Origin of the sequence: Ornithinibacillus sp. 4-3 (assembly GCF_040958695.1) — a bacterium.
In the GTDB taxonomy this organism is placed as follows: Bacteria; Bacillota; Bacilli; order Bacillales; family Amphibacillaceae; genus CALAMD01.
In genome coordinates this window covers 880,118-901,354 of sequence record NZ_CP162599.1, presented here as the reverse complement: position 1 = coordinate 901,354, position 21,237 = coordinate 880,118, and the positions used below count along the sequence as shown (strand labels likewise).

At 35.8% G+C, this 21,237-nt stretch carries 15 protein-coding genes and 1 pseudogene; 5 read left to right on the top strand and 11 right to left on the bottom strand.

The genetic code is table 11. The features are described from left to right. Positions 1-94: 94 nt before the first annotated feature. Positions 95-1,792: a metal ABC transporter solute-binding protein, Zn/Mn family gene (locus AB4Y30_RS04520; RefSeq protein WP_368654302.1), complete on the bottom strand. Its 1,698-nt coding sequence runs from the start codon at positions 1,790-1,792 to the stop codon at positions 95-97. Between the two features lie 225 nt (positions 1,793-2,017). On the opposite strand from AB4Y30_RS04520, the gene AB4Y30_RS04515 reads away from it, so the two are divergent. Continuing rightward, complete coding sequence (locus tag AB4Y30_RS04515) at positions 2,018-3,472, top strand: DASS family sodium-coupled anion symporter (RefSeq protein WP_368654301.1); 1,455 nt, start codon at positions 2,018-2,020, stop codon at positions 3,470-3,472. A 165-nt stretch (positions 3,473-3,637) separates the two neighbouring features. Here AB4Y30_RS04515 and AB4Y30_RS04510 read toward each other — a convergent pair whose 3' ends face one another. Continuing rightward, on the bottom strand, positions 3,638-3,940 hold the full coding sequence (locus AB4Y30_RS04510; RefSeq protein WP_368654300.1) for a metal-sensing transcriptional repressor: 303 nt from the start codon (positions 3,938-3,940) through the stop codon (positions 3,638-3,640). A gap of 317 nt (positions 3,941-4,257) precedes the next feature. Between AB4Y30_RS04510 and AB4Y30_RS04505 the strand changes: the two genes are divergently transcribed. The 3 genes from AB4Y30_RS04505 (at position 4,258) to AB4Y30_RS04495 (ending at position 7,081) form a co-directional block, all read left to right on the top strand. Further along, the gene (locus AB4Y30_RS04505; RefSeq protein ID WP_368654299.1) at positions 4,258-4,947 is read left to right on the top strand and encodes an aspartate/glutamate racemase family protein; all 690 of its coding nucleotides are present in this window, start codon (positions 4,258-4,260) and stop codon (positions 4,945-4,947) included. 246 nt (positions 4,948-5,193) lie between these two features. Continuing rightward, positions 5,194-5,916, top strand: coding sequence for an ABC transporter ATP-binding protein (locus tag AB4Y30_RS04500; protein ID WP_368654298.1), 723 nt, complete (start codon positions 5,194-5,196; stop codon positions 5,914-5,916). After that, positions 5,894-7,081: an ABC transporter permease gene (locus AB4Y30_RS04495; RefSeq protein ID WP_368654297.1), complete on the top strand. Its 1,188-nt coding sequence runs from the start codon at positions 5,894-5,896 to the stop codon at positions 7,079-7,081. The genes AB4Y30_RS04500 and AB4Y30_RS04495 overlap by 23 nt, the downstream gene beginning before the upstream one ends. 67 nt (positions 7,082-7,148) lie before the next feature. Here the strand turns inward: AB4Y30_RS04495 and AB4Y30_RS04490 are convergent, their stop codons facing one another. The 5 genes from AB4Y30_RS04490 to AB4Y30_RS04470 all read right to left on the bottom strand — a co-directional run bounded on the left by AB4Y30_RS04490 (position 7,149) and on the right by AB4Y30_RS04470 (position 18,163). Further along, complete coding sequence (locus AB4Y30_RS04490) at positions 7,149-7,772, bottom strand: TetR/AcrR family transcriptional regulator (RefSeq protein WP_368654296.1); 624 nt, start codon at positions 7,770-7,772, stop codon at positions 7,149-7,151. A gap of 251 nt (positions 7,773-8,023) precedes the next feature. Beyond that, on the bottom strand, positions 8,024-12,781 hold the full coding sequence (locus AB4Y30_RS04485; RefSeq protein WP_368654295.1) for a PQQ-binding-like beta-propeller repeat protein: 4,758 nt from the start codon (positions 12,779-12,781) through the stop codon (positions 8,024-8,026). Between the two features lie 376 nt (positions 12,782-13,157). Further along, a complete protein-coding gene (locus tag AB4Y30_RS04480) occupies positions 13,158-15,728 on the bottom strand; it encodes a LuxR C-terminal-related transcriptional regulator (protein WP_368654294.1) in 2,571 nt (856 codons plus the stop codon). Between the two features lie 473 nt (positions 15,729-16,201). Further along, on the bottom strand, positions 16,202-17,059 hold the full coding sequence (locus tag AB4Y30_RS04475; protein ID WP_368655170.1) for an SDR family oxidoreductase: 858 nt from the start codon (positions 17,057-17,059) through the stop codon (positions 16,202-16,204). Positions 17,060-17,824: 765 nt separating this feature from the next. Next, positions 17,825-18,163, bottom strand: a complete 339-nt coding sequence (locus AB4Y30_RS04470) for a VOC family protein (RefSeq protein WP_368654293.1) — start codon at positions 18,161-18,163, stop codon at positions 17,825-17,827. Between the two features lie 164 nt (positions 18,164-18,327). On the opposite strand from AB4Y30_RS04470, the gene AB4Y30_RS04465 reads away from it, so the two are divergent. Next, positions 18,328-19,041 (top strand): MerR family transcriptional regulator, encoded by a 714-nt coding sequence (locus tag AB4Y30_RS04465; protein WP_368654292.1) that lies wholly within the window; start codon positions 18,328-18,330, stop codon positions 19,039-19,041. A gap of 104 nt (positions 19,042-19,145) precedes the next feature. Here AB4Y30_RS04465 and AB4Y30_RS04460 read toward each other — a convergent pair whose 3' ends face one another. The 4 genes and pseudogenes from AB4Y30_RS04460 to AB4Y30_RS04445 form a co-directional block, all read right to left on the bottom strand. Beyond that, the gene (locus AB4Y30_RS04460) at positions 19,146-19,745 is read right to left on the bottom strand and encodes a class I SAM-dependent methyltransferase (RefSeq protein WP_368654291.1); all 600 of its coding nucleotides are present in this window, start codon (positions 19,743-19,745) and stop codon (positions 19,146-19,148) included. Positions 19,746-19,772: 27 nt separating this feature from the next. Beyond that, positions 19,773-20,186, bottom strand: a complete 414-nt coding sequence (locus AB4Y30_RS04455) for an iron chaperone (RefSeq protein WP_368655169.1) — start codon at positions 20,184-20,186, stop codon at positions 19,773-19,775. Between the two features lie 6 nt (positions 20,187-20,192). Next, a pseudogene (locus AB4Y30_RS04450) lies at positions 20,193-20,558 on the bottom strand (SRPBCC domain-containing protein); the annotation flags it as partial. A 3-nt stretch (positions 20,559-20,561) separates the two neighbouring features. Continuing rightward, positions 20,562-20,885, bottom strand: coding sequence for an ArsR/SmtB family transcription factor (locus AB4Y30_RS04445; protein WP_368654290.1), 324 nt, complete (start codon positions 20,883-20,885; stop codon positions 20,562-20,564). Positions 20,886-21,237 lie beyond the last annotated feature (352 nt).

Below are 21,237 nucleotides of genomic sequence, written 5' to 3'. Positions count from 1 at the left end.
CTCTCTTTCATATATTTGTTCCATAAAATTTTTACCATTCAGGTGAAATGTTTTCCCCAAAGCGCAAATACACTTTGGGGAAAGAGTAAAATAATTATTTTGTTACTTTATCTAATATTTCTAAGTTTTCCTCCATTAAGGAAATATAATCTTTCTCATTTTCAATATCTTCTTCAGTTCTTACTTCTAAGTTGTGAATCGTTAACGCTTCAGCACCAATTTCATCTTGAATAACTTTGGATAAACGATTTTCACTATTTTGTTCATATAAAATATATTCGATATCATGTTCATCTGCTGCTGTCATCACTTCTACTAAAGCTTTTTGTGAAGGCTCTTCTTCTGTAGATAAACCACTAATCGCGATTTGCTCGATACCATAGCGTTCTTCCCAATAACCAAATGCTGCATGTGGAACAATAATATATTTATTTTCTTTCTGTTCTAGAAGATTTGTAAACTTCTCATCTAATGCGATTAATTTCTCTTTTAATGCTTCAAAATTTTCATTATAAAGATCTTCTTCACTTGGATTTAAAGCAATTAATTCTTCTTTCACTATTTCAGCAACTTGAACCACACGTAATGGATCTGTCCAAATATGTGGATCATGTTCACTGTGATCATCAATAGCAATTGTTACTGGTTCTGACTCTGCTATTACGTCATGATCATCTCCATATAACACAGCTTTAATTTGTTGATCTGCAACAGTCGCTTCTCCTTCAAAATGATCCGTAGCTTGGCCTTCCACTACTTCCCAATCTTCTCCATCAGGATCTAAAGTAAACCAGTGCCAGTGATCGTGATCTGTTGCTTCTGCTGGTGTTGCTGTTAAATGAATTTCATCACCTGTGTGGTAATGCCCTGCTAATCCCTCAATTTCAACGGAACCTACATCTCCGTGTGCGTGAGCGCCATGATCGTGATCATCTTCTTCATGACCGTGTGCATCATGATCGTGGTCATCTTCTTCATGACCGTGAGAATCATGGTCATGGTCATCGTCTCCATGAGCATGGTCGTCATGGCCGTGATCATCTATATGAATAGTAATTGGTTCTGATTCTGCTACTACATCATGATCATCTCCATAAAGCACTGCTTTAATCTGTTGATCTGAAACTGTTGCTTCCCCTTCAAAATGGTCTGTAGATTGCCCTTCCACTACTTCCCATTCCTCTGCATCAGGATCTAAGGTAAACCAATGCCAATGATCATGGTCTGTAGCTTCTGTTGGTGTTGCTGTTAAATGAATTTCATCACCTGTGTGATAATGATCTGCTAATCCATCAATTTCAACGGAACCTACATCTCCGTGATCATGTCCATCATGATCGTGGTCATCTTCTTCATGACCGTGAGAATCATGGTCATGATCATCATCTCCATGAGCGTGATTATGAGAATGTGCTCCTTTTTGGAAAAGCTTTTCATGTTTTCCAATTTCAATTAACTTTACATCCTGTGTTTCCAGTGCACCGGCAATACTTTCGGCAAAAGCTTCCATTCCTTCACCTATATAAATAAAAGCATCACTTTTCGCAAATTCCGTCATTTCTTTTGATGTTGGCTCATATGTATGTCCATCTGCTCCTGGTGGAAAAACAGAATTAACCGTTATTGTATCTCCTGCAATTTCTTCAACAATATATTGAAGTGGGTAAACAGTTGTATAGATTGTCAAATCTGATGATTGTTCGGAACTTGAGCTCTCTTCCTCTTTCGATGAACAACCTACGATAAGCAATCCCATAAATAATAAAATAAGAACTGATTTAATAGATTTCATACCTTACTCCCTTTCTCAATTTCTATACTTTTGGATTATATCGTAATCATTACGTTTTGTAAATAGTAATTATTACGATTTATTTTTGTCAATTATCTTACAATAGAGTGAAATTATCATGAACTTACGCATAGAATCAGCGTTAAACGCTTATTTGACAGTTTATTTTCACCTCACACAGGCTATTATATTTGATAATGAAAGTAAATATTAAGGAGGAAAATTATGAAGAAAAAAGATGCTATTGCACTCATTGTGGCCTTTTTAGTACTCATCATTATTTTATTATTACCAAATCCTGATTTATTACCTTTAGTTGGCCAGAGAGCTCTTGCTGTTTTAGCATTTGCTGTAATCTTATGGGTTACAGAAGCTGTCTCCTATCCTGTCAGTGCTGTAATGATTGTCAGTTTATTAGCTGTATTGATTGGTATTTCACCTACCATTGACGACCCAAGTATAGTCTATAAGACAGGAACAGGATTAAGTATGGCAGTATCTGGATTTAGCAGTGCTGCAGTATTACTCGTGGGAGGAGCCCTTGTTTTATCTACAGCAATGGAAATCACCGGATTACATAAAAGAATAGCACTTTTTATCATGTCTAAAGTAGGAACAAAGCCTGGCGCTCTTGTTATTGGAACAATCATTGTTAGCTTTGTACTAGCATTATTCGTACCGAGTGCAACAGCTCGTGCCGGAACCCTTGTACCAATTTTATTAGGAATTATCGCAGCATTTGGATTAGCGAAGCAAAGTAAATTAGCAGCATTATTAATGATTACAGCAGTACAGTCTATTTCCATTTGGAATATTGGAATAAAAACAGCAGCTGCACAAAATATGGTGGCATTAGGATTTATGAAAGAAGCTTTCGATCAAGATGTTACGTGGGGACAATGGTTCCTTTATGCCGCTCCTTGGGCAGTAATTATGTCTGTTGTACTTTATTTCGTAATGGTCAATTTAATTAAACCAAATATGCAAGATATTCAAGAAAACATAAGTATTCAAGATCAATTAAATGCACTTGGAAAAATGACTGCAAAAGAATGGCGGTTAATCTCTATCGCTATGCTATTACTAATATCCTGGGCAATAGAAGGTATTCTTCATCCATTTGATTCCACAACCGTCACTATTATTGCTGTTGCTGTTATGCTAACACCAGCAATTGGAATTTTCACATGGAAAGAAGTACAAGCCAAGGTGCCTTGGGGTACATTAATCGTCTTCGCAACAGGTATTTCATTAGGACTTGTGTTACTAAATACAGAAGGAGCTACTTGGTTATCTTCCAACTCATTTGAAATACTTGGTGTAGCAGGATTACCTTTAGTACTAATGATTGCGGTACTCGCTCTATTTAATATCCTTATCCATTTAGGATTTGCTAGTGCAACTAGTTTAGCATCCGCATTTATCCCAATTGTTATCGCCTTAGTAGGTTCCATGGAGCCTACCTCCTTTAACGGACCAGGGCTGGTATTAATTATGCAGTTTGTAATTAGTTTTGGTTTCTTATTACCAGTTAGTGCACCACAAAATATGCTAGCATATGGTACCGGAACATTTACATTAAAACAATTTATAAAATCTGGAGTTCCACTTACAGTTATTGGTTACCTACTTATTATTCTGTTTAGTGCCACTTATTGGCAATGGGTCGGATTGTTATAAATTTAATAGAAGTAGCTTGTCTAGAATGAGTTTGGATTTTCTGCCAAACTCATTCTTCTTTTCCCTATGATAAAAAATCCAAATACAATTATGCTTCAACATAACTACATTTGGATTTTTTATTGTTAAGATTAACCTTAGGTATTTATTTTCACTCACTTGATTTCACTTAGAAAATTGCTTCATGACACTCATTAATTCCTCAATCGTTTCTTGCCCTTCACCATCTCTAATTGCATCACTGACACAGTGCTTGATATGTCTTTCTGTCACAGCAAACCCTACATTTTTTAAAGCAGATTGAATCGCACTGATTTGTACTAAAATATCAACACAATAGCGATCTTCCTCTACCATTTTTTGGATTCCACGAACTTGACCTTCTATACGCTTCAAACGATTAATTACTTTTTGTTTTTCATCCTGTGTTCTCGGTTTACTTGGGTGATCATGTAAGAATTTATCCAAATGGATCACTTCCTTTTGTTTTATGATTCTATTATACCCCTATAAGGTATAAACGTCAACTAATTCTATTACTCAATAGATATGCACTACGTATAATACTAGAAGCTATTGCTTCTTGCAAAGATAGATACCCTTTTATTGTTAAGCTTCATTGTAAAAACTATTCCTAAAAAGATACAAGCTAACCTTATTTTATAATATATAATTAAATTCTGGATGTAATGTCTATTCCTTTTCTCTATTTTTAAATCAAAATAATCCAACCATCTACTATAACTATTGTATAATAAGAAAAAGTAATTATGGAGGTAACGCTTATGAAAACGATTGGATTAATAGGTGGAATGAGCTGGGAATCTTCGATTGAGTATTACCGTATTATAAATGAAGAGGTAAAAAACAGATTAGGCGGGTTACATTCCGCAAAATGCATTTTGTATAGTGTTGATTTTGAAGAAATTGAACAGTTTCAAGCAGAAGGTAAATGGGAAGAATCAGGTGAATTATTAGGAGATGCAGCCCACTCTTTAGAAACAGCAGGAGCGGATTTTATTATTATTTGTACTAATACTATGCATAAAGTCATAAAAGACATTGAAGAGAAAATAAGTATTCCTATTTTGCATATTGCTGATGCAACTGCCAATCAAATTAAAAAAGCAAACCTTCATACCATTGGATTGTTAGGTACTAAATATACAATGGAGCAAGATTTTTACAAATCACGTATTGAATCAAATGGTATAAAAGTTTTGGTGCCAGAAAGTACAGAACGAGAAGAGATTAATAGAGTGATATATGAGGAACTTTGTTTAGGCAATATCCAGCATGCATCTAAAAGTTATTATAAAGAAATTATCAAGAATTTGATTGCTAAAGGTGCTGAAGGGATTATACTAGGCTGTACGGAAATTGGGTTATTAGTAGAGCAAGCAGATTCAAAAGTTCCATTATTCGATACAACAAAAATACATGCCATTGAATCGGTTAAGAAAGCATTAGAATAAATCAAAACATAAAATATAATCTCTCACAATTCTTTTTGAACATATGAGGGATTATTTTTTGTTTTAACTGGAATATTGTCCTCCTTCCTACGCAAAATCACTGTTAGAACACATCTCATAAAGCCCTATACCATACATCATGATTCAGAACAGTAATTTTTTATAGAACCCCTACCTTTTCTTTAATTATTCTGGTAATATAATGAGTGATCACTCACTTTTTAATCTGAAAGGAGTTTTACTTAAATGATAAAAATATCAAACATGTCTAAAAGCTTTGGAAAACAAAAGATATTAGAAGACATATCTTTAGATATCCAACCTAATCAGATTACTGGACTCATTGGTCCATCTGGAACAGGCAAAACTACACTGATTAAATGTTTAATGGGTATGGAGAAATATGATACTGGCTCCGTTAGCATAGACCATACCACTGTTCCAAATCGTAAACTCTTAAATAAAATTGGTTACATGGCTCAAAGTGACTCGTTATATCATGATTTAAATGGATTAGAAAACATGCAATTTTTCGCGCATATGTATGGAAGTAACATTTCTAAAGAGGTCATTGAATCCACATTAAATCTAGTGCAGCTTGATCAGGATAAAAAGAAATTGGTCCAGCATTATTCTGGAGGGATGAAGCGTCGATTATCACTCGCAATCGCCTTGATTAATCAGCCGCAATATTTGATTTTGGATGAACCAACTGTTGGGATTGATCCTGTCCTTAAATTAAGCATCTGGGATCAGCTTCATGAGCTAAAGCAGAACAGTACACTTTTAATTACGACACATATTATGGACGAGGCAATGAAGTGTGATCAGCTTTTATTAATGAAAAATAAGGGCATTGCAGTAAGTGGTACACCTCAAGAAATTTTAGAAGCTTATGCGGTTAGCGATATTGATCAAGTCTTTTTAAAACTGGAGGGAAAAGAAAATGAAAATGCTGCAACTGATTAAACGAATTTGCAAACAGGTCCTCCGTGATAAGCGTACACTTGCCCTTTTATTTTTAGCTCCCATCTTTGTTATTACTTTATTAAATTATATTTTTCCTGATCCGAATGATGAGATTACTATCACTACCATTCATGTGAATGAAGATATAATTGCCATTTTGGAAGCTAATGATATAAATGTAAAAGAAGAAAATGAGCTAGATGTAAAAAATTATTTGGAGCAAGGACATGCTAGTGCTGTATTAGAAGAAAAGGATGAAGAGTGGACACTAACCATTCTTAATGATAATCCAATGGATGAAGGTCGAGCTATCCAAAGTAGTGCACAAGCAGTGATGGAATATAATCTGAATGGGCTCTCAGATTATATGGAGGAAACATCGGATAAGATTGAAGAATTAATGGATAACATCCAGACGATGATAGCGCAGCTGCCTCCAGAAATTGCTGAGCGTTTAGATATAAATATGGAAACAGACATCGATTTGGATGCAGAAGCTTCAGCCGAAATAGATATGGGTGAGGACTTAGTAACTGTTGAATATATCTATGGCGATGAGAATTATACATTTTTTGAGATTTTAAACCCAATTCTAGTAAGCTTTTTTGTATTCTTTTTTGTCTTTTTAATTGCTGGGATGTCCATGCTGAAGGAAAGGAGCAGTGGCACATTAGAAAAATTACTATCTACCCCGATTAGAAAGTCCGAAATAGTATTCGGTTATTTATTTGGTTATGGAATTTTTGCAGTTATACAAACCGCAGTGATTATTTTATATTCAGTATATATTTTAGATATGGAAATCGTCGGATCTATGGCAAATATGTTTATCATTAATATTTTATTAAGCTTTGTTGCTTTAGGGCTTGGATTACTTCTATCCACCTTTGTTAACAGTGAGTTTCAAATGATCCAATTTATTCCATTAGTTATTATTCCACAAATCTTTTTCTCTGGAATGTTGAAGGTCGATGCAATGGAGCCATGGTTACAATGGATTGCACCAATTATGCCACTCTATTATGCTGGAAATACAATGATTGATGTTGTACTGAAGGGATTTACATTCAGCGAAATAATAATACCTTTACTAATTTTAATCCTATTTATCATTATTTTTGTTACGTTAAATATCATTGGTATGCGCCGATATAGAAAAGTTTAAGCTAAACAACAAGCTCCCTAGATTCTAGATGAAAACTAGGGAGCTTGCTTTATGAAAATATGTTATTCTATTTCTTTCGTATAATTCCGCTTTCCAAAATTTGAATAATCCTCTCTGTTTCCACTTCCTCATCATCCCAGTTTGCTTCTGGAAGAAACACATATCTTGCTATAATATACGATAATATGGAAGTAGCAACCGTGCGCATAATTGTACTTGGTTCCATATCAACTATTTGACCTTTATCTTGATAATACTTAACAATCCTTTCTAGCTTATCGAAAATATCTTTACCCACATGTTCAATAAATTGTTCCTTCAAATCTGGGTGAAAAGGGATTTCCTGTACTAGTATCCGTAGCATTGGTAAGTTTTTTTGAATAAACTCTTTTCGATTTACGATCATTGCCCGAATAAAGTCTTGAAAATATTCAAACTCCTGATCAAGCACCTTATCCAAATCTTTTTTTATCATCGGTGCAAGTAATTTAACCATCATTGGAGATACAATTGCCAATAACAAGCCTTTTTTAGATTTATAATGCTTAAAAATTGTTCCTTCTGCTACTTCAGCTTTATTAGCAATTTCACTTGTTGAAGTTCCTGCATAGCCTTGTTCCGCAAATAATTCTGTTGCAGCCTCTAAAATCGCCTTTTGTTTTTTAGTAAGTTTTGGTTCATTCTTTGTCATCATATCTCGCCTCTTATCACGTTAAACATCTCATACCTATACTATATAGGATAAGGCTTTATTTTGTCATGATTAAAGGGGTTTTCGTCTTTTTTAAAGTCCATATCAAGTTAGATTATAAGTGCTAAGAATTATTTTGAAGAGGAATGCAGAAAGTAATTTTTAAAATAAAATTATAGAAGTACAAAAAAGAGCAGCATCTTTACCTATTGCTTTGGTAGATGCCACTCCAATACTTTGAAATTAGAATCTTAATCCAGTTTAGATTTACGCTGGTAGATGAGAAAAGTCACTACACCAATAACAAGCAAAGTAATTCCTATAATCAGCCAATTAAAAGTATTCGTTGCTGTACTAGGTAATTTTTCATTTGTATCTGTATCATTTCCTCTATCATCATTTGCTTTATTATCATTTTCTCTATCAGAATCATTAGATTCTGTAGGAGGTGTAGTAGATGGCTTGTCATTTATTTTCGCATATACATATTCCACGGTTTGGATTTCTTTCATGAATTCTCCAATTGCATTAGCTGGTGTGTCAATCAATTCATAACCATCTATATCAGCTGGTTTACTCTCATATCTTTCTCCCATTTCTCCTGTGAGCTTTTCAGACTTAGCAAGTTCATTTCCGTATTCATCCACATGTTTTACGATGACTTGAGCATTTATTGTTGGTTTTTCTTCCATGTCGACTAATGTAATAATTATTTCTGCAAAAATAGTCTCATCACTAACTGATGTAGCTCTCACAATAACTTCCCCTGCGGAAGCTTGATTCGTGACTGTTAATGAACCATCTGTTTCATCAATACTGATACCCTTTGCCCCTGTAACAGACCACTGTACCTTTTCTTCTAATGTTAGCTCACCATTTTCATTAAATATATCTGCCTTATATTGTTCTACGACTACCAATTCATCATGAGCTGGAATTGTAATTTCCTCCACCCCATGAATCACAATCTCGCTTAGAATAGGCGGAGGCTCTTCATTTATTTCTTTTGCTAAAACACCATAAATAGAAAACTGTGAAACTGTTGTTGCAATTTGTCCTTCTTTGCGTTCCCCACCAATGTACTCCCATGTATTTGTTGTTTCATTGTAATGATACAGTGCTGCCTGCTCTTCAGTATCTTCTACTCCCATTGTTAGAACAACCTCACCTGTATAATCTTCCTGCCCTTTAGGATAACTGAAAATAAAGTCATACATTTCCCCTGCTTGTACTAAGCCCAGGGTTTCAATATCTTTCACTGATTTCACTTGAAGTGTCGTGCCCTCTGGTAAGTTCTCTGGTAACTGCAAGGTGGTGTTTGTATACTTTACTTTGACAAGTGCGCCTGGATAGACATGTTTCGCTGGTTTATCTAAGATAATTTCTACGATGTCAGGTGGATTAACAACAACTTTGATTGTTGCTTGTTTATTCTCTGGATTTATCACTTCATCTGATAAAGTAATCTCGCCAATAAATGTGTAAACTCCTACTAGATTTGGATCATAGGTTGCATCGCTTTGACTCCAATGGACTGGTACTTGCATTGATTCTCCATTTGTTAAAACAATTGTTACTTGTTCTGGGAATGAAATTTCTGCTCGTTCGGTGCCAAATGCTACAGTCAGATCTGGAAGCTCCTCTACCCTTTCCACTTCTATTTTTTCCGCGTTCTGTGTTGTTACTGTCAATAACTTTTCTTCTGATCGATTATCCGAATAATCTACTGCTATAAGTGAATAATTATAGGCTTCATTTGGTTGTAATACTTTATCTGTAAATGTCGTTGTATTCCCATCAATCGTTACAATCTCTTCTCCATTACGGAATAAAATATATGACTTTATTCCACCTAAATCAGAAGCGGAAAAGTCCAATGTAATGCTAGTTGCTGTTATCTCTGTAGCTACTAGCTCTAATTTATTTGGTGCTGTTGTATCAACTATTTTGACTATACGAACTGTTTTTGCGATATTTCCTGAGCTATCCTCGACAGTATAAACTAATTCATAGGTACCTATTTGCTCCGTATTAACATTACCATGGATTTCTATTTGATTTGTCAGCTCACCATCATAGTTATCTATTGCGATTGCACCCGGATCTTTATAACTATCACCGAGTTCAATAGTGATTTCTGACTCCCCTTCTAATGCTATCTCAGGAATTGTTGTATCAACCACTTCTACAGCACGGATTACTTCAGTATAATTATTAGAGCTATCTGTGACCTTATATATTACTTGGTAGATTCCAAGTTTAGTGGTGTCAACATTTGTTGTAATTTCAATTTGATCACTAATATCACCATCTGCATTATCCTTCGCAATCGCTCCTGGTTCTTCATAGGCTGTTCCAACTTCTAAGATAAGTGGGTTATTACCCTGCAAGATAATGATAGGCTGATCTTCATCTACAACATGTATCTCCCTTGTTTCCGTTGTTTCATTTCCTGCATGGTCTTGTGCAGAATATGTGATGGTGTAAACTCCTACTGTCTCTGTGTCTACAGTCCCTTTTACTTTCATCTTGTCTGCTATTGCTTCATCCAGATTATCAACTACCTTATATCCTGGTTCAACGAATGTTTCCCTATGTTTAATATAAATTGGATTATCCCCTAATAAAGTTAACTCTGGTGCAGTGTGATCAATTCGGATGGTAGCTTCTACTATATCACTTTTATTGCCAGCTTGATCGATGGCTTGTGCGTAAATTGTTGTTTCTCCCTCATCTGTTATCTCCAAACCTGGTACATAAGTTAACCAATCTCCATCTGTACCATTTAACTGGTACTCTATCTTATCACCGTCAGAAGTAATCTTTACTTCCATACTAGTAGCATTTGTCCAATTATTTGTTTCTACTTTAATTACCGGATTTGAAGGTGATGTTCGCTTGATTTGTGCGGTAGCTTCTGCTTCCTCACTAATATTACCAGCTTGATCTACTGTGCGAGCATAAATATCTGTTTCTCCTTCCTCTATAATGGAAAAAGAACCTTCATATACTTGCCACTCTCCCTCCATGCCAATCCGATATTCTACTCTAGCTACTCCGCTTGCTTCATCTTCTCCCGTCTTAATTGTAACAGTGACTTCTTCGACATTTGTCCACCCATCTGGGTTTAGCCCTATTGTTGGCTCTGTTGGAGCTGTACGATCAATTCTTACTATTTCTGAGATAATTTCACTTTCATTACCTGCTTTATCAATCGTTTTTGCCTGGATTGTTGTTTCTCCTTCATCTTCAATAAGGAGATTCTCATCTCCATCAAGTTCAATCCAGTTTGTCCATTCATCATTCTTCCCTATTCGGTATTCTGTTTTTTCTACTCCACTTTCCTCATCTGTTCCAGCATGAATAGATAAACTTAGATCATCATTCATCCACTCAGTCGGAGCATGAATAGTTGGTTCTGTTGGACTAGTATTATCTAGTTTGAATGCTTCAGACATATCCGATAAAACAACTTGATTATCAGCATCCAAACCGCGTACATGAAGATAATATTCTCCCGTACCATCAGATATCATGATTTCGTCTTCCGATAGAAAATCTTTCCAATTATCATCTGAAAGAGAATCATCATTTATTAACCATTGATACTGTAAGTTGATTCCATCAGTGTTAGAACCTGTCACTATTGTAGTATGTTGTTTTGCCCATGCATCCACCCCATTTGGATCATATGATACTTGCGGTATCTTTGTTCCTAACGCATACAGATTTCCATCATAAGAGCCAATATATAATGTGCCGTCTACTCCAATCACTGGAGAAGAATGAACTTCTCCCTCTGTTGAAAACGACCACTTTTCCCGATTTTCATCATCTGCGTTTGGATCTAGGGCATACAACTTACCATTACTAGAACCAATATAAATTGTGTCATCTGCTCCAATTAATGGTGAAGAAATAATTGTAGTCCATATATTAGTCGCTGTCTCAAATGACCATTTCTCTCGATTTTCATCGTCAGCATTTGGATCCAGGGCATATAAAGTACCACTGATTGAACCAACATAAACTGTGCCATCCGCTCCAATCGCTGGAGAGGAATAAACAGATCCCCATGTATCAAATAACCATTTTATGCGTTCCTCATTATCCAGTGCATTTGGATCCAAGGCATAGAGATACCCATCACTTGAACCAACATAAATTGTGCCATCCACTCCAATTGCTGGAGAAGAATAGATTGGGCATTCCTCATCCCAACATAAGCCATCCCATTCCATATTAAGCTCAATTGACCATTTCTCTCGTTCTTCATTACTTTCCGCAGCTGGATCCAGCGCATAAAAGAATCCTTCACCTGAACCAACATAGATAGTTCCATCGGCTCCGATAGCAGGAGAAGAATCTGTCTCTCCTCCTATTTCATAGGACCATTTCTCTCGTTCACTTTCATTGTCTGCGTCAGGATTCAACGCATAGATATAGCCATCATACGAACTTATATAAATCGTACCATCCGCTCCAATTGCTGGAGAAGAATAAATTCGATCATCTGTTTCAAATGACCACTTCTCTCGTTCTTCATCATTTTCGGCATTTGGCTCTAGAGCATATAGCTTACCATCACCAGAGCCAATATAAATTGTTCCATCTGCTCCAATTACTGGGGATGAAGCGATTGCAAACCCTGTCTCAAATGACCATTGTAACGCACCGGTCTTCGAATCAATTGCATACAGGTTTCCATCATATGAACCGACATAGAGCACCCCATCTGCCCCAATTGCAGGAGAAGAATAAATAACATCCTCTGCTGCAAACGACCATTTTTCATCATGATCTACACTTCCCGTAAACGATGACTGCCTTGTCCAATTAAAAGTAGTCGGTTGCTCTGCATCCAGATCATAATTTCCTTGCTCATAGCCTATTCCTTGTTCAAATAGTGAATTGGCAGCTAGCGTTATAGCTGGAACAGAGAATGTATGCATACAACTAAACCAGATTGCCAGCAATAACATTGTTGGACGAAACTTCTTTTTTTGCATTTCCGTAGCTTCTCTCCTTTGCCTTGGATTTTGTTAATATTACAGAATTTTAACTTGTATTTAGAGCTAAATTATTATTTTTAAATGCTACAAATCTAAAAAGTACCTCTTCAATCAGAAAATATGTACACTGTTTAAAACAACATCTTCATTTTCCTGCTAAAAATATGTCTTTCATTTTCTGTAAACCTCCCTATCTAGTAGATTTGATTTTTTTGATTATACTGATTTTTATACTCGTTGTAATCCACCCTATGAGCCATATAACAGAAAAGATGGAGAAGGGGGGTGGAGATCAATGTTAAAAAAGGGAGCATATCACTCAGAACCTCGTTCCATTTATCGTTCTCCAATCTATCAACAAAAAAAGAACGTACTAGAACAATTCATATGTTCTAGCACGTTCCAAAGCTTGCACTCGGTTTTTAACCTGTAACTTGCTATAAATATTATTAATATGTGTTTTTATTGTAGATAGAGAAACATTCAATTCATCTGCGATTTCTTTATTCGTTAACCCTTCACCAATTAATCTTAAAACAGACTGTTCCTTTGCTGTTACAGAGGGAAAATAACCATGAATGGAATTAGATTTATTTCTTCTGTTCTCAAGCGGGAAAATAAGACGATGCAGTCGTTTCAAGTAAGCTAATGGAATTTTTTTCTCAGACTGAAACTGTTGATTATGACGTAGCTTAATATATTGACTTAATAATTTCCCCAGTGGTGCTCCTTCTTCAATTAAGGTACGGACATAGTTTTCCGGATACGCTAGAGAAAGCGCTTCTTCTAATGTTCTCATACATTGCACAATTTCTCCTTGAATAGAAAATATCCTGCTTTTTGAAATAAGCTGACGAATCTTATTACTTTTTTGATCTGTTCGATTGTTAACACGAAATATCTTATTTATTAAAGCATCAGCTCGATCAACTTGTCCTCGTTCTATAAGTAAATTTGCTAATAAATGATACTCCTCTACCATAGATGGTGGAATTTCATCAGTATCTCTTATTCCACTTGTTATAACCCATTGACTAACCCTAACTTCATCTCTCTGCATTCTTGCAAGTATTACCTCAAACAATATTATTCTTTTATACAAATGTGGACTAGTTTCTGATACAATTTGCTGCTTCAACAACTGAAGCTTATCATTTGCTACTTCCCACTTTCCTCGCACAGCAGTGATACGAGCAAGCCAAAGCTCAGCTATAATCGTTAGACTCTTATTTTTATATGATATACCGATTTCATATGCTTGCTTCATATGCTGTTCAGCTTCATCTAAATGATTTCGTTCATACTGTAACTTACCAAAATCAATATGAAGATGTGCAGTAAAATGTAAATCTGCTGTTTTAGACCAAATAGCTAGTAAAGGAACAATAATTTCTTCAGCCAATTGAAGACCGCTATCAGATACATATATATCCCAAACTGGATGGTAGCCATCTTGATCATTTCCAAAACCAACAAACAGATTTCCCTCTGGATGTTTCTCCAAATATTCCTGTGAATACTCGACAACATATTCAAAATCTCGATCTAAAAATGTGCGAAAAGCCGTTAATAGCGCTAACCCAGCTTGTAATATTCGTCTTTGTTCAGAGGAGAGTGTATGCTTATTTTGCTCCAGCATTTGGATTGCCTTCCAATATCCTTGTGTTGCCGTTTCTATTCTCCCCGATAGATACTGCGATGCCAGTTTAGTCATAAGCATCATTGGTTTAGCTAACAGTAAAGCATCAGGAATAGTATCAAGCCAGGTGCCAAGTGTAGCCCATTCTTTAATAATCATCTGCGGAGCCATTACTTCTAATAAAGCTAGTGCAGATTCATATGCCTCTCCTGCCAAATAATGTTCGATTGCTTCATCAAGATATCCGTTATCCTCCATCCATTTTCCTGCAGCAATATGAAGCTTACGCCATTTGAGTGGCTCACGGCTTTTTAGCTGTTTAATTAAAAAGGTTTGGAAGAGATGATGATACCTGTACCATTCCTGATGTTCGTCCAAGGGGATAAGAAATAAACTCCTCTGATCTAATTGGTGTAAATACTGTTCACTTTCAACCATTTCAGTTACAGCCTGACAAAGCTCTCCTGTCATCCGATTTAAAACTGATGTTTGCATTAAAAATTGTTGAATTACCTCAGTTTGAAGGGAAAAGGCTTCTTCCCAAAAGTAATTCGAAATACTACGATTCCTTCCGGTCATCTTCTGAACAAGCCCTTTGGAATCTGTCTGTTGATCTAATGACATGACAGCTAAACGCATTGCTGTTGCCCAGCCTTCTGTTCTCTTTTGTACAGTTTCTGCTTCTTGCATAGACAATTGTATGCCACAGCTCTTTTCAAAAAAATCTGCTGTTTCATCTGAATCAAAACGTAGATCCTTTGCCTCCAACCAAATTAACTCTTGATTTGCTTGTAATTTGTAAATAGGCAGTGCAGGCAGAAGTCGACTTGTCATATAAAGATGCACATGATGAGGTAGTCGTTCGAGCAGGTACACAACACTATCCAGAATAGATTGTTCCGTGATAAGGTGAAAATCATCCCATATAATTATTTGTTCCTGCGAAAGACGATGTAATTCATTAATAAGTGCAGCGATGAGTGAGTCTCCCGTTGTATCCTCTGCAGCATGACGAAGTACAGCCTGATCATTAAAATCTGAGTTTGATCGCTTCAGTGCAGCAATGGTGTGACCCCAAAATCGGATCAGTACATTATCCCTTTGATCCAATGAAACCCAGGCCGGAGTGTGTTGAAGTGTCATAGCCCACTCACTAATCAATGTTGTTTTTCCATATCCAGCAGGTGCTGTTATTAAGGTAAGTTCATGATTCATCCCTTCATCTAAACGACGAAAAAGATTGGGACGCTCTACAAGCACCAATCGTGTTCTAGGAATATGCAATTTTGTCGCTACAATAATCACATGAAATCACTTCCTATCTATAATAAATAAAATAAAAACCATATTTCGCTATTACTTTTTTACTATTATACCAAATTAGCATTATTTTTTCTGTCTGAATAGAAAGCAAGATCTTAATAATACATACCTATGCATTAATATAAATAAAAAACTATTCCAACTGAAGTGATGAGATTCCATAAAAAGACCGCCCATAGACAACATGGCACGGTCATGTCAATATGAAAAACAGATCATAGATCGAAATTCTTACTTGAATTATCTATATAAGTCACTGCTTCATTTCGTCAGTTTCTTTTACATTATTTCTATTTCAGAACCAGACTGATTAACCAGCTGACAAGCGCTACAGTAACATAATCTTTATGCTTCCTTACCTACCAAGAAAGCAGCAGCCAACTGTTCTTTTTGACTGCTACCCCTTTTGCGTATACGATTCAATAACTGAAAGATCGATCTTCCTATAACATTTTCTAACTTTCTCCATAACCTTCTGGGGCTGGAATATTGTTTTCTGCGGACCGACTAACAGACTCCCATTCTTCCCAAGTGGCTATGCGTTTCTTTGTACTCTCTATTGCTGCGTCAAAAACAGCACTTCCAAGGATCAATCTTAAAGGCGGATTTTTGCTATTAACTAGTTCTATTAATGCTTCTGCAGCTAATTTAGGATCACTATCATTAGACTCAAAATTTTGTTTTGCTAATTCTTCACGTAAGGAATTGTATTCCCCTTTTGGTATAGTCTGACCCATCTTTAGATACAAATTTGTCCAGTAGCCTCCGGGTTCAACGATGGAAACCTTAACACCAAAATGTACAGCCTCTTGCGCCAACGATTCGCTAAATCCTTCTAAGGCGAATTTACTCGCACTATAGATTCCAGTCATAGGTCCTGTAATTAGCCCACCAATACTTGATATTTGTATAATATGACCTGATGCTTGTGATCTTAATTGTGGCATTACTGCCTGTGTCACCCAGACTGCGCCGTAGAAGTTTGTATCGACTTGTCGCCTAATTTCTTCTTCACTGAACTCTTCAATCATTCCCATTATCATATTCCCTGCATTGTTAATGACAATATCAAGTCTACCAAAATGCGTAATTGCTTCTTCTACTACTTTAAATACAGAATCCCTATCCGTAACATCTAATTTTAATGAAAGAAAGGATTCTCCATATTGGTGGGTAAATTCATTTAGTTTTTCAGTATTTCTGGCCACACCAACAACCTTATCTCCTAATTCTAAGGCTTTTCTTGTAAATTCATATCCTAAACCACTGCTCGCTCCCGTTATAAACCATACTCTCGGTTTCTTCTTATTCATATTTGTCAAAATGATGCTTCCTCCTTTTAAAACTTTATTTATCACCGACTTCTTCAAATAAGAACAGTGTCTCCGTAAATAACCAAAGGAAAAAGGAAGAAATCATATAATGCAAAAACTAAGAAGCAAGTGCCCGTATAGTGACGTACGGACGGCACCTTGAAGCCTAGTGTGGCTCAGTTTAACCACAGCTTAAAATTCCTAAACACAAAAAAAGAAAGGCAGAAAATCTACCTTTCCCTTTCTTATCATATGTCGTAAAGAGATATATTGGGCAGACTTATCCCGTTTAACTCTGGTCACTTCCAGAGCCACTGAACTATTCACTTAGCAGTTCAATGCACGGATAATTACCAACATCCTATATCCCTCCTTAATTTATTACAAATCAGTATACTGAAAAGATCATAGTGAGTCAATTTTCAAGCCTAAATCCGAAACAACAAGCCCAATTTTCACACCAATCCCTGTAGTTTCTTTTTAAACTGTCTTTTACATTCTGTACCTGGATTAGGGAAGGCCCTTCAAGAATACCTACTTCATTAACGCTAAACTATAAATACACATGAGCAATTTTTCATCATCTGAGATAATCATATGCTTTTAAAACCAATCCCTTGATAAAAATCGATTGTTTCTTCACATTAGGCACTCAAATTCTTATCCTTTGCGAGCATCAAGTATTTTTTCGTTATTAGTAGAAGTGTTTTGGTTATGGTCTTTCTCAAACAAATCCCTCATTTCCATTTTTTAATATTCATTTGATTAACAAATCACTTCGACAGTAAACCCTCCTGGGGCTTTGACATAAAAAGTATAGCCATGGGAATGTTGTGGAGGACTGACATCGAAACCGTCATATTTCAGTTGTTGATTAATTCTGTCCACTTGTGCTTCATTTTCCTGAGGGAATCCAATATGGAAGGTTTTGGGATAAAGAACCTCACGCCCTCTCATCAACGTGAGTACAAATCCATCATCATCAAATACTGCATCAAAGCCATTCCCACGTTCAGTACCTCCAGTCATACCAAAGTACTTCTCTAAAAACGCTCGAGCAGCTGGGACATCTGTAACGGTTAGATTAAGGTGATTGAGTTTCATAATTAACATCCTTTCCTTAATATAATCTTTCTACTCCATTATATGACATTGATGCAAGTGATAAGGTTTTGACATAATAAAACTATTACAACACAATATATAATAGGAAAACTCGTCACATATCTTTAATGTTTAAATTTAATCTTATGGAGAGGATTAAATAGATGTATTACAAACCAAAGGAAATTGCCAAGGCACTTAATATTAGTACAAGTGCACTTCGACATTATGAATCATGGGGAATCGTTCCTAAACCAGAGCGAGAAACAAATGGATATCGAAAATATACAGAAGTTCACTTTGCTTACTTCCGATGCATTCGAGCTATGTTTCCAACCTTTGATATGAAATTTGTGTCAAAGGTGCTTTTTCTTGTTCAAAAAGAAGAAATGAGCCAAGCATTATGGCTTGTTAATGAGGCACAGGCAAAGCTTTATCAAGAAAAAAAGTTAGCAGAGCAAACTTTTGAGATGCTCCATTCCCCAAATCTATTTACAAAGATCGACCAGGGAAAAATTAAAGATGAAATGAGTATTGGAACGATTGCAGAACTATCTGATGTTGCCCCGTCAGCACTCCGTTACTGGGAGAGCGAAGGACTTATTGAACCTGCACGGCATCCTGAAAACGGATATCGTCTTTACACACGAACTCACCTTCGTCAGATTATGGTAATCCGCGCTATGCGAAATACCGTATATTCTTTAGAATCGATGAAAGAGATTGTTAAAGCCGTTGAACACCACAGTATAGAACAGGCAAAAAAAATAACTAAAGAAGCCCTGGAAACACTCAATTATCGAAATAGAGCTCAAATACATAGTATTCATGAACTATATCGCTTAGGTGAGGTGACAGGACTTTTGGGAAAAACATAAATTATGAAATTTAAACACTGAGGTAAAAGAATCGTAATATGGACGTTCATTCTATTTAGCTTAAAGAGTTATTTTATCAAATTTTATTAGCATTAAAACGGAGTTCATTTCTTACTTATCGAACTAAATAAAGAAGCATCCTTATTCATAAATATATTTTTCCCATGATAAAAAGTATGCATTTCAATGTCATGGAAGCCTATCTTGGTCAATAGCTCCATGATTTCATTTTGTACAAATCCATTATGTACCTTCGGATGATAGATGGATTCATTTTTGTCAAAATCAATAAGGATAAGCATGCCATCTTTATTTAATACGTTAAACAATTTTTGCAAAAGAGTTTCTATATCTGGAATATGTAACAGCACTAACGATAAGATAATTACATCCGCTTTAAATCCTAGATCGTTATCTTCCATTAAATTTAGCTGCCTTGCTTCGAAATTATAATCTTGTTTTGGATCTATTTTACTTTGAGCAACTTTAATCATTTCATGCGAGGAATCAAGCAGTAGTATCTCGTTAAAATGTTTTGCAATTTGAAAAGTAACAAGACCTGTCCCCCCGCCATAATCTAATAGAGAATAATAATTCTTCCCATCTAAAATTCTATTTATTTCATTAGCAATAACATTGGCTAACTCTTTTCTGTCTTCTGTATCATATTTTGCTGCCATTTGATTAAAAACATTATCCTCCATGAACATGCTCCTTTATCATTAATAAATTTATTTTCTCCAAAAGGTTGTACAATTTGCTTTATCCCAAATATTAAAATCAATCATTTTCTCTAATAGTTCATAATTTATCTCACTCTCCCAGGGAATGCGAATAATCCCTTTCGTATAATCATAACCTGCTTTTTGAATGTCTTCTTCTACATGTTTAATTGTCACTTCTTCTGGCGCGACTGCTAGATGTTTTTTGGAAACACTAAATCCTATAATAAACGTGCCATGATCAATAAACATCGGTTGCTTCCATTTAATTTCATTAGTTAGCTTTGGATATTTTTCAGTGATCCAGTTAAAAACTGTTTCTGTTTTTTCCCTATGCTCTTGATTATCTATTCCTTGCAGGAAACTAGCAAAGACATGTTTATTTACCTCTTCTTGATTAGAATTCTCCGCTTCATCTAACATTTTCTGCAATTCTTCTACTTTATATGCCCAACCATATTTAGCTCCATTGTATGCTTGCCCCTTTTCTTCAAACCCAGTGTGGTCAAGATGTAAATGTGTTGTCTCACCAGCTTCTTTTAAGGTCCATGTTACAATCGTATCTATCGGTCCACCTAGCCATGTATAAGATAATGTATGTGGTTCATCTACCACAAGAACCTCGCAATCAACTACTAAATCAATTTCTTGATTCCAAAACTGACACTTATGTCCCACAATTGGTTTGAAATTATTTTCCATTACCCATTGAGCAAGTGTCTCAGAATTGGTTAATGCTTGCCACACTTTCTGAATAGGACTTTTAAAATGAAAATCTAATGCTAAATCAACCATTTACTATTCCTCCTCCAAAATTGATTTAAGTATTGTTGCTCGGTCATTCCAAAATTGTTCATAGAACGAAAGCCAATCCTTTACTTCCTGCAAAGGTACTGGGTTTAGCCGGTATCTTGTTTCCCTTCCAGCTCTACGATTCTTTACTAAATCAGCCTCTCTAAGAATCGTCAAATGCTTGGATACAGCCGTACGTCCCATTTGAAAGTGAGGAGTTAATTCATGTAAAGCTACTTCATCCTTATCTGCTAATAAACGGATTATTTTACGCCTTGTTGGATCTGCTATTGCAACAAAAACATCGCGTTTTTCTTCTATTTTTACCAAAAAATCCTCTCCTAACACGCCACCTTTTGGTGACACTTATTATAAGACACCTAAAAGTGTCGTGTCAAATATTATTTGCATACTTATTTTGTAATGATCTCTGAGTAAATTTGAAAATTACTATATTTTCATGTATAGTGGAATTAGAAAAACGTATATTATAAAAAGACCGCCCCATGCTGGTAACATGAAGCGGTCTCCAATAAACCGAACCCCAACAAGAGGGGCGAGGTAGCTCGGGAATAATCCCTCACTGGCCTGTCAAAGCACATGAGGGATTATTTTTTATGGTCTTTATCTGAAACGATAAACGCGATTAACATCCCGAAGGATATCATTAACGCTAACACGT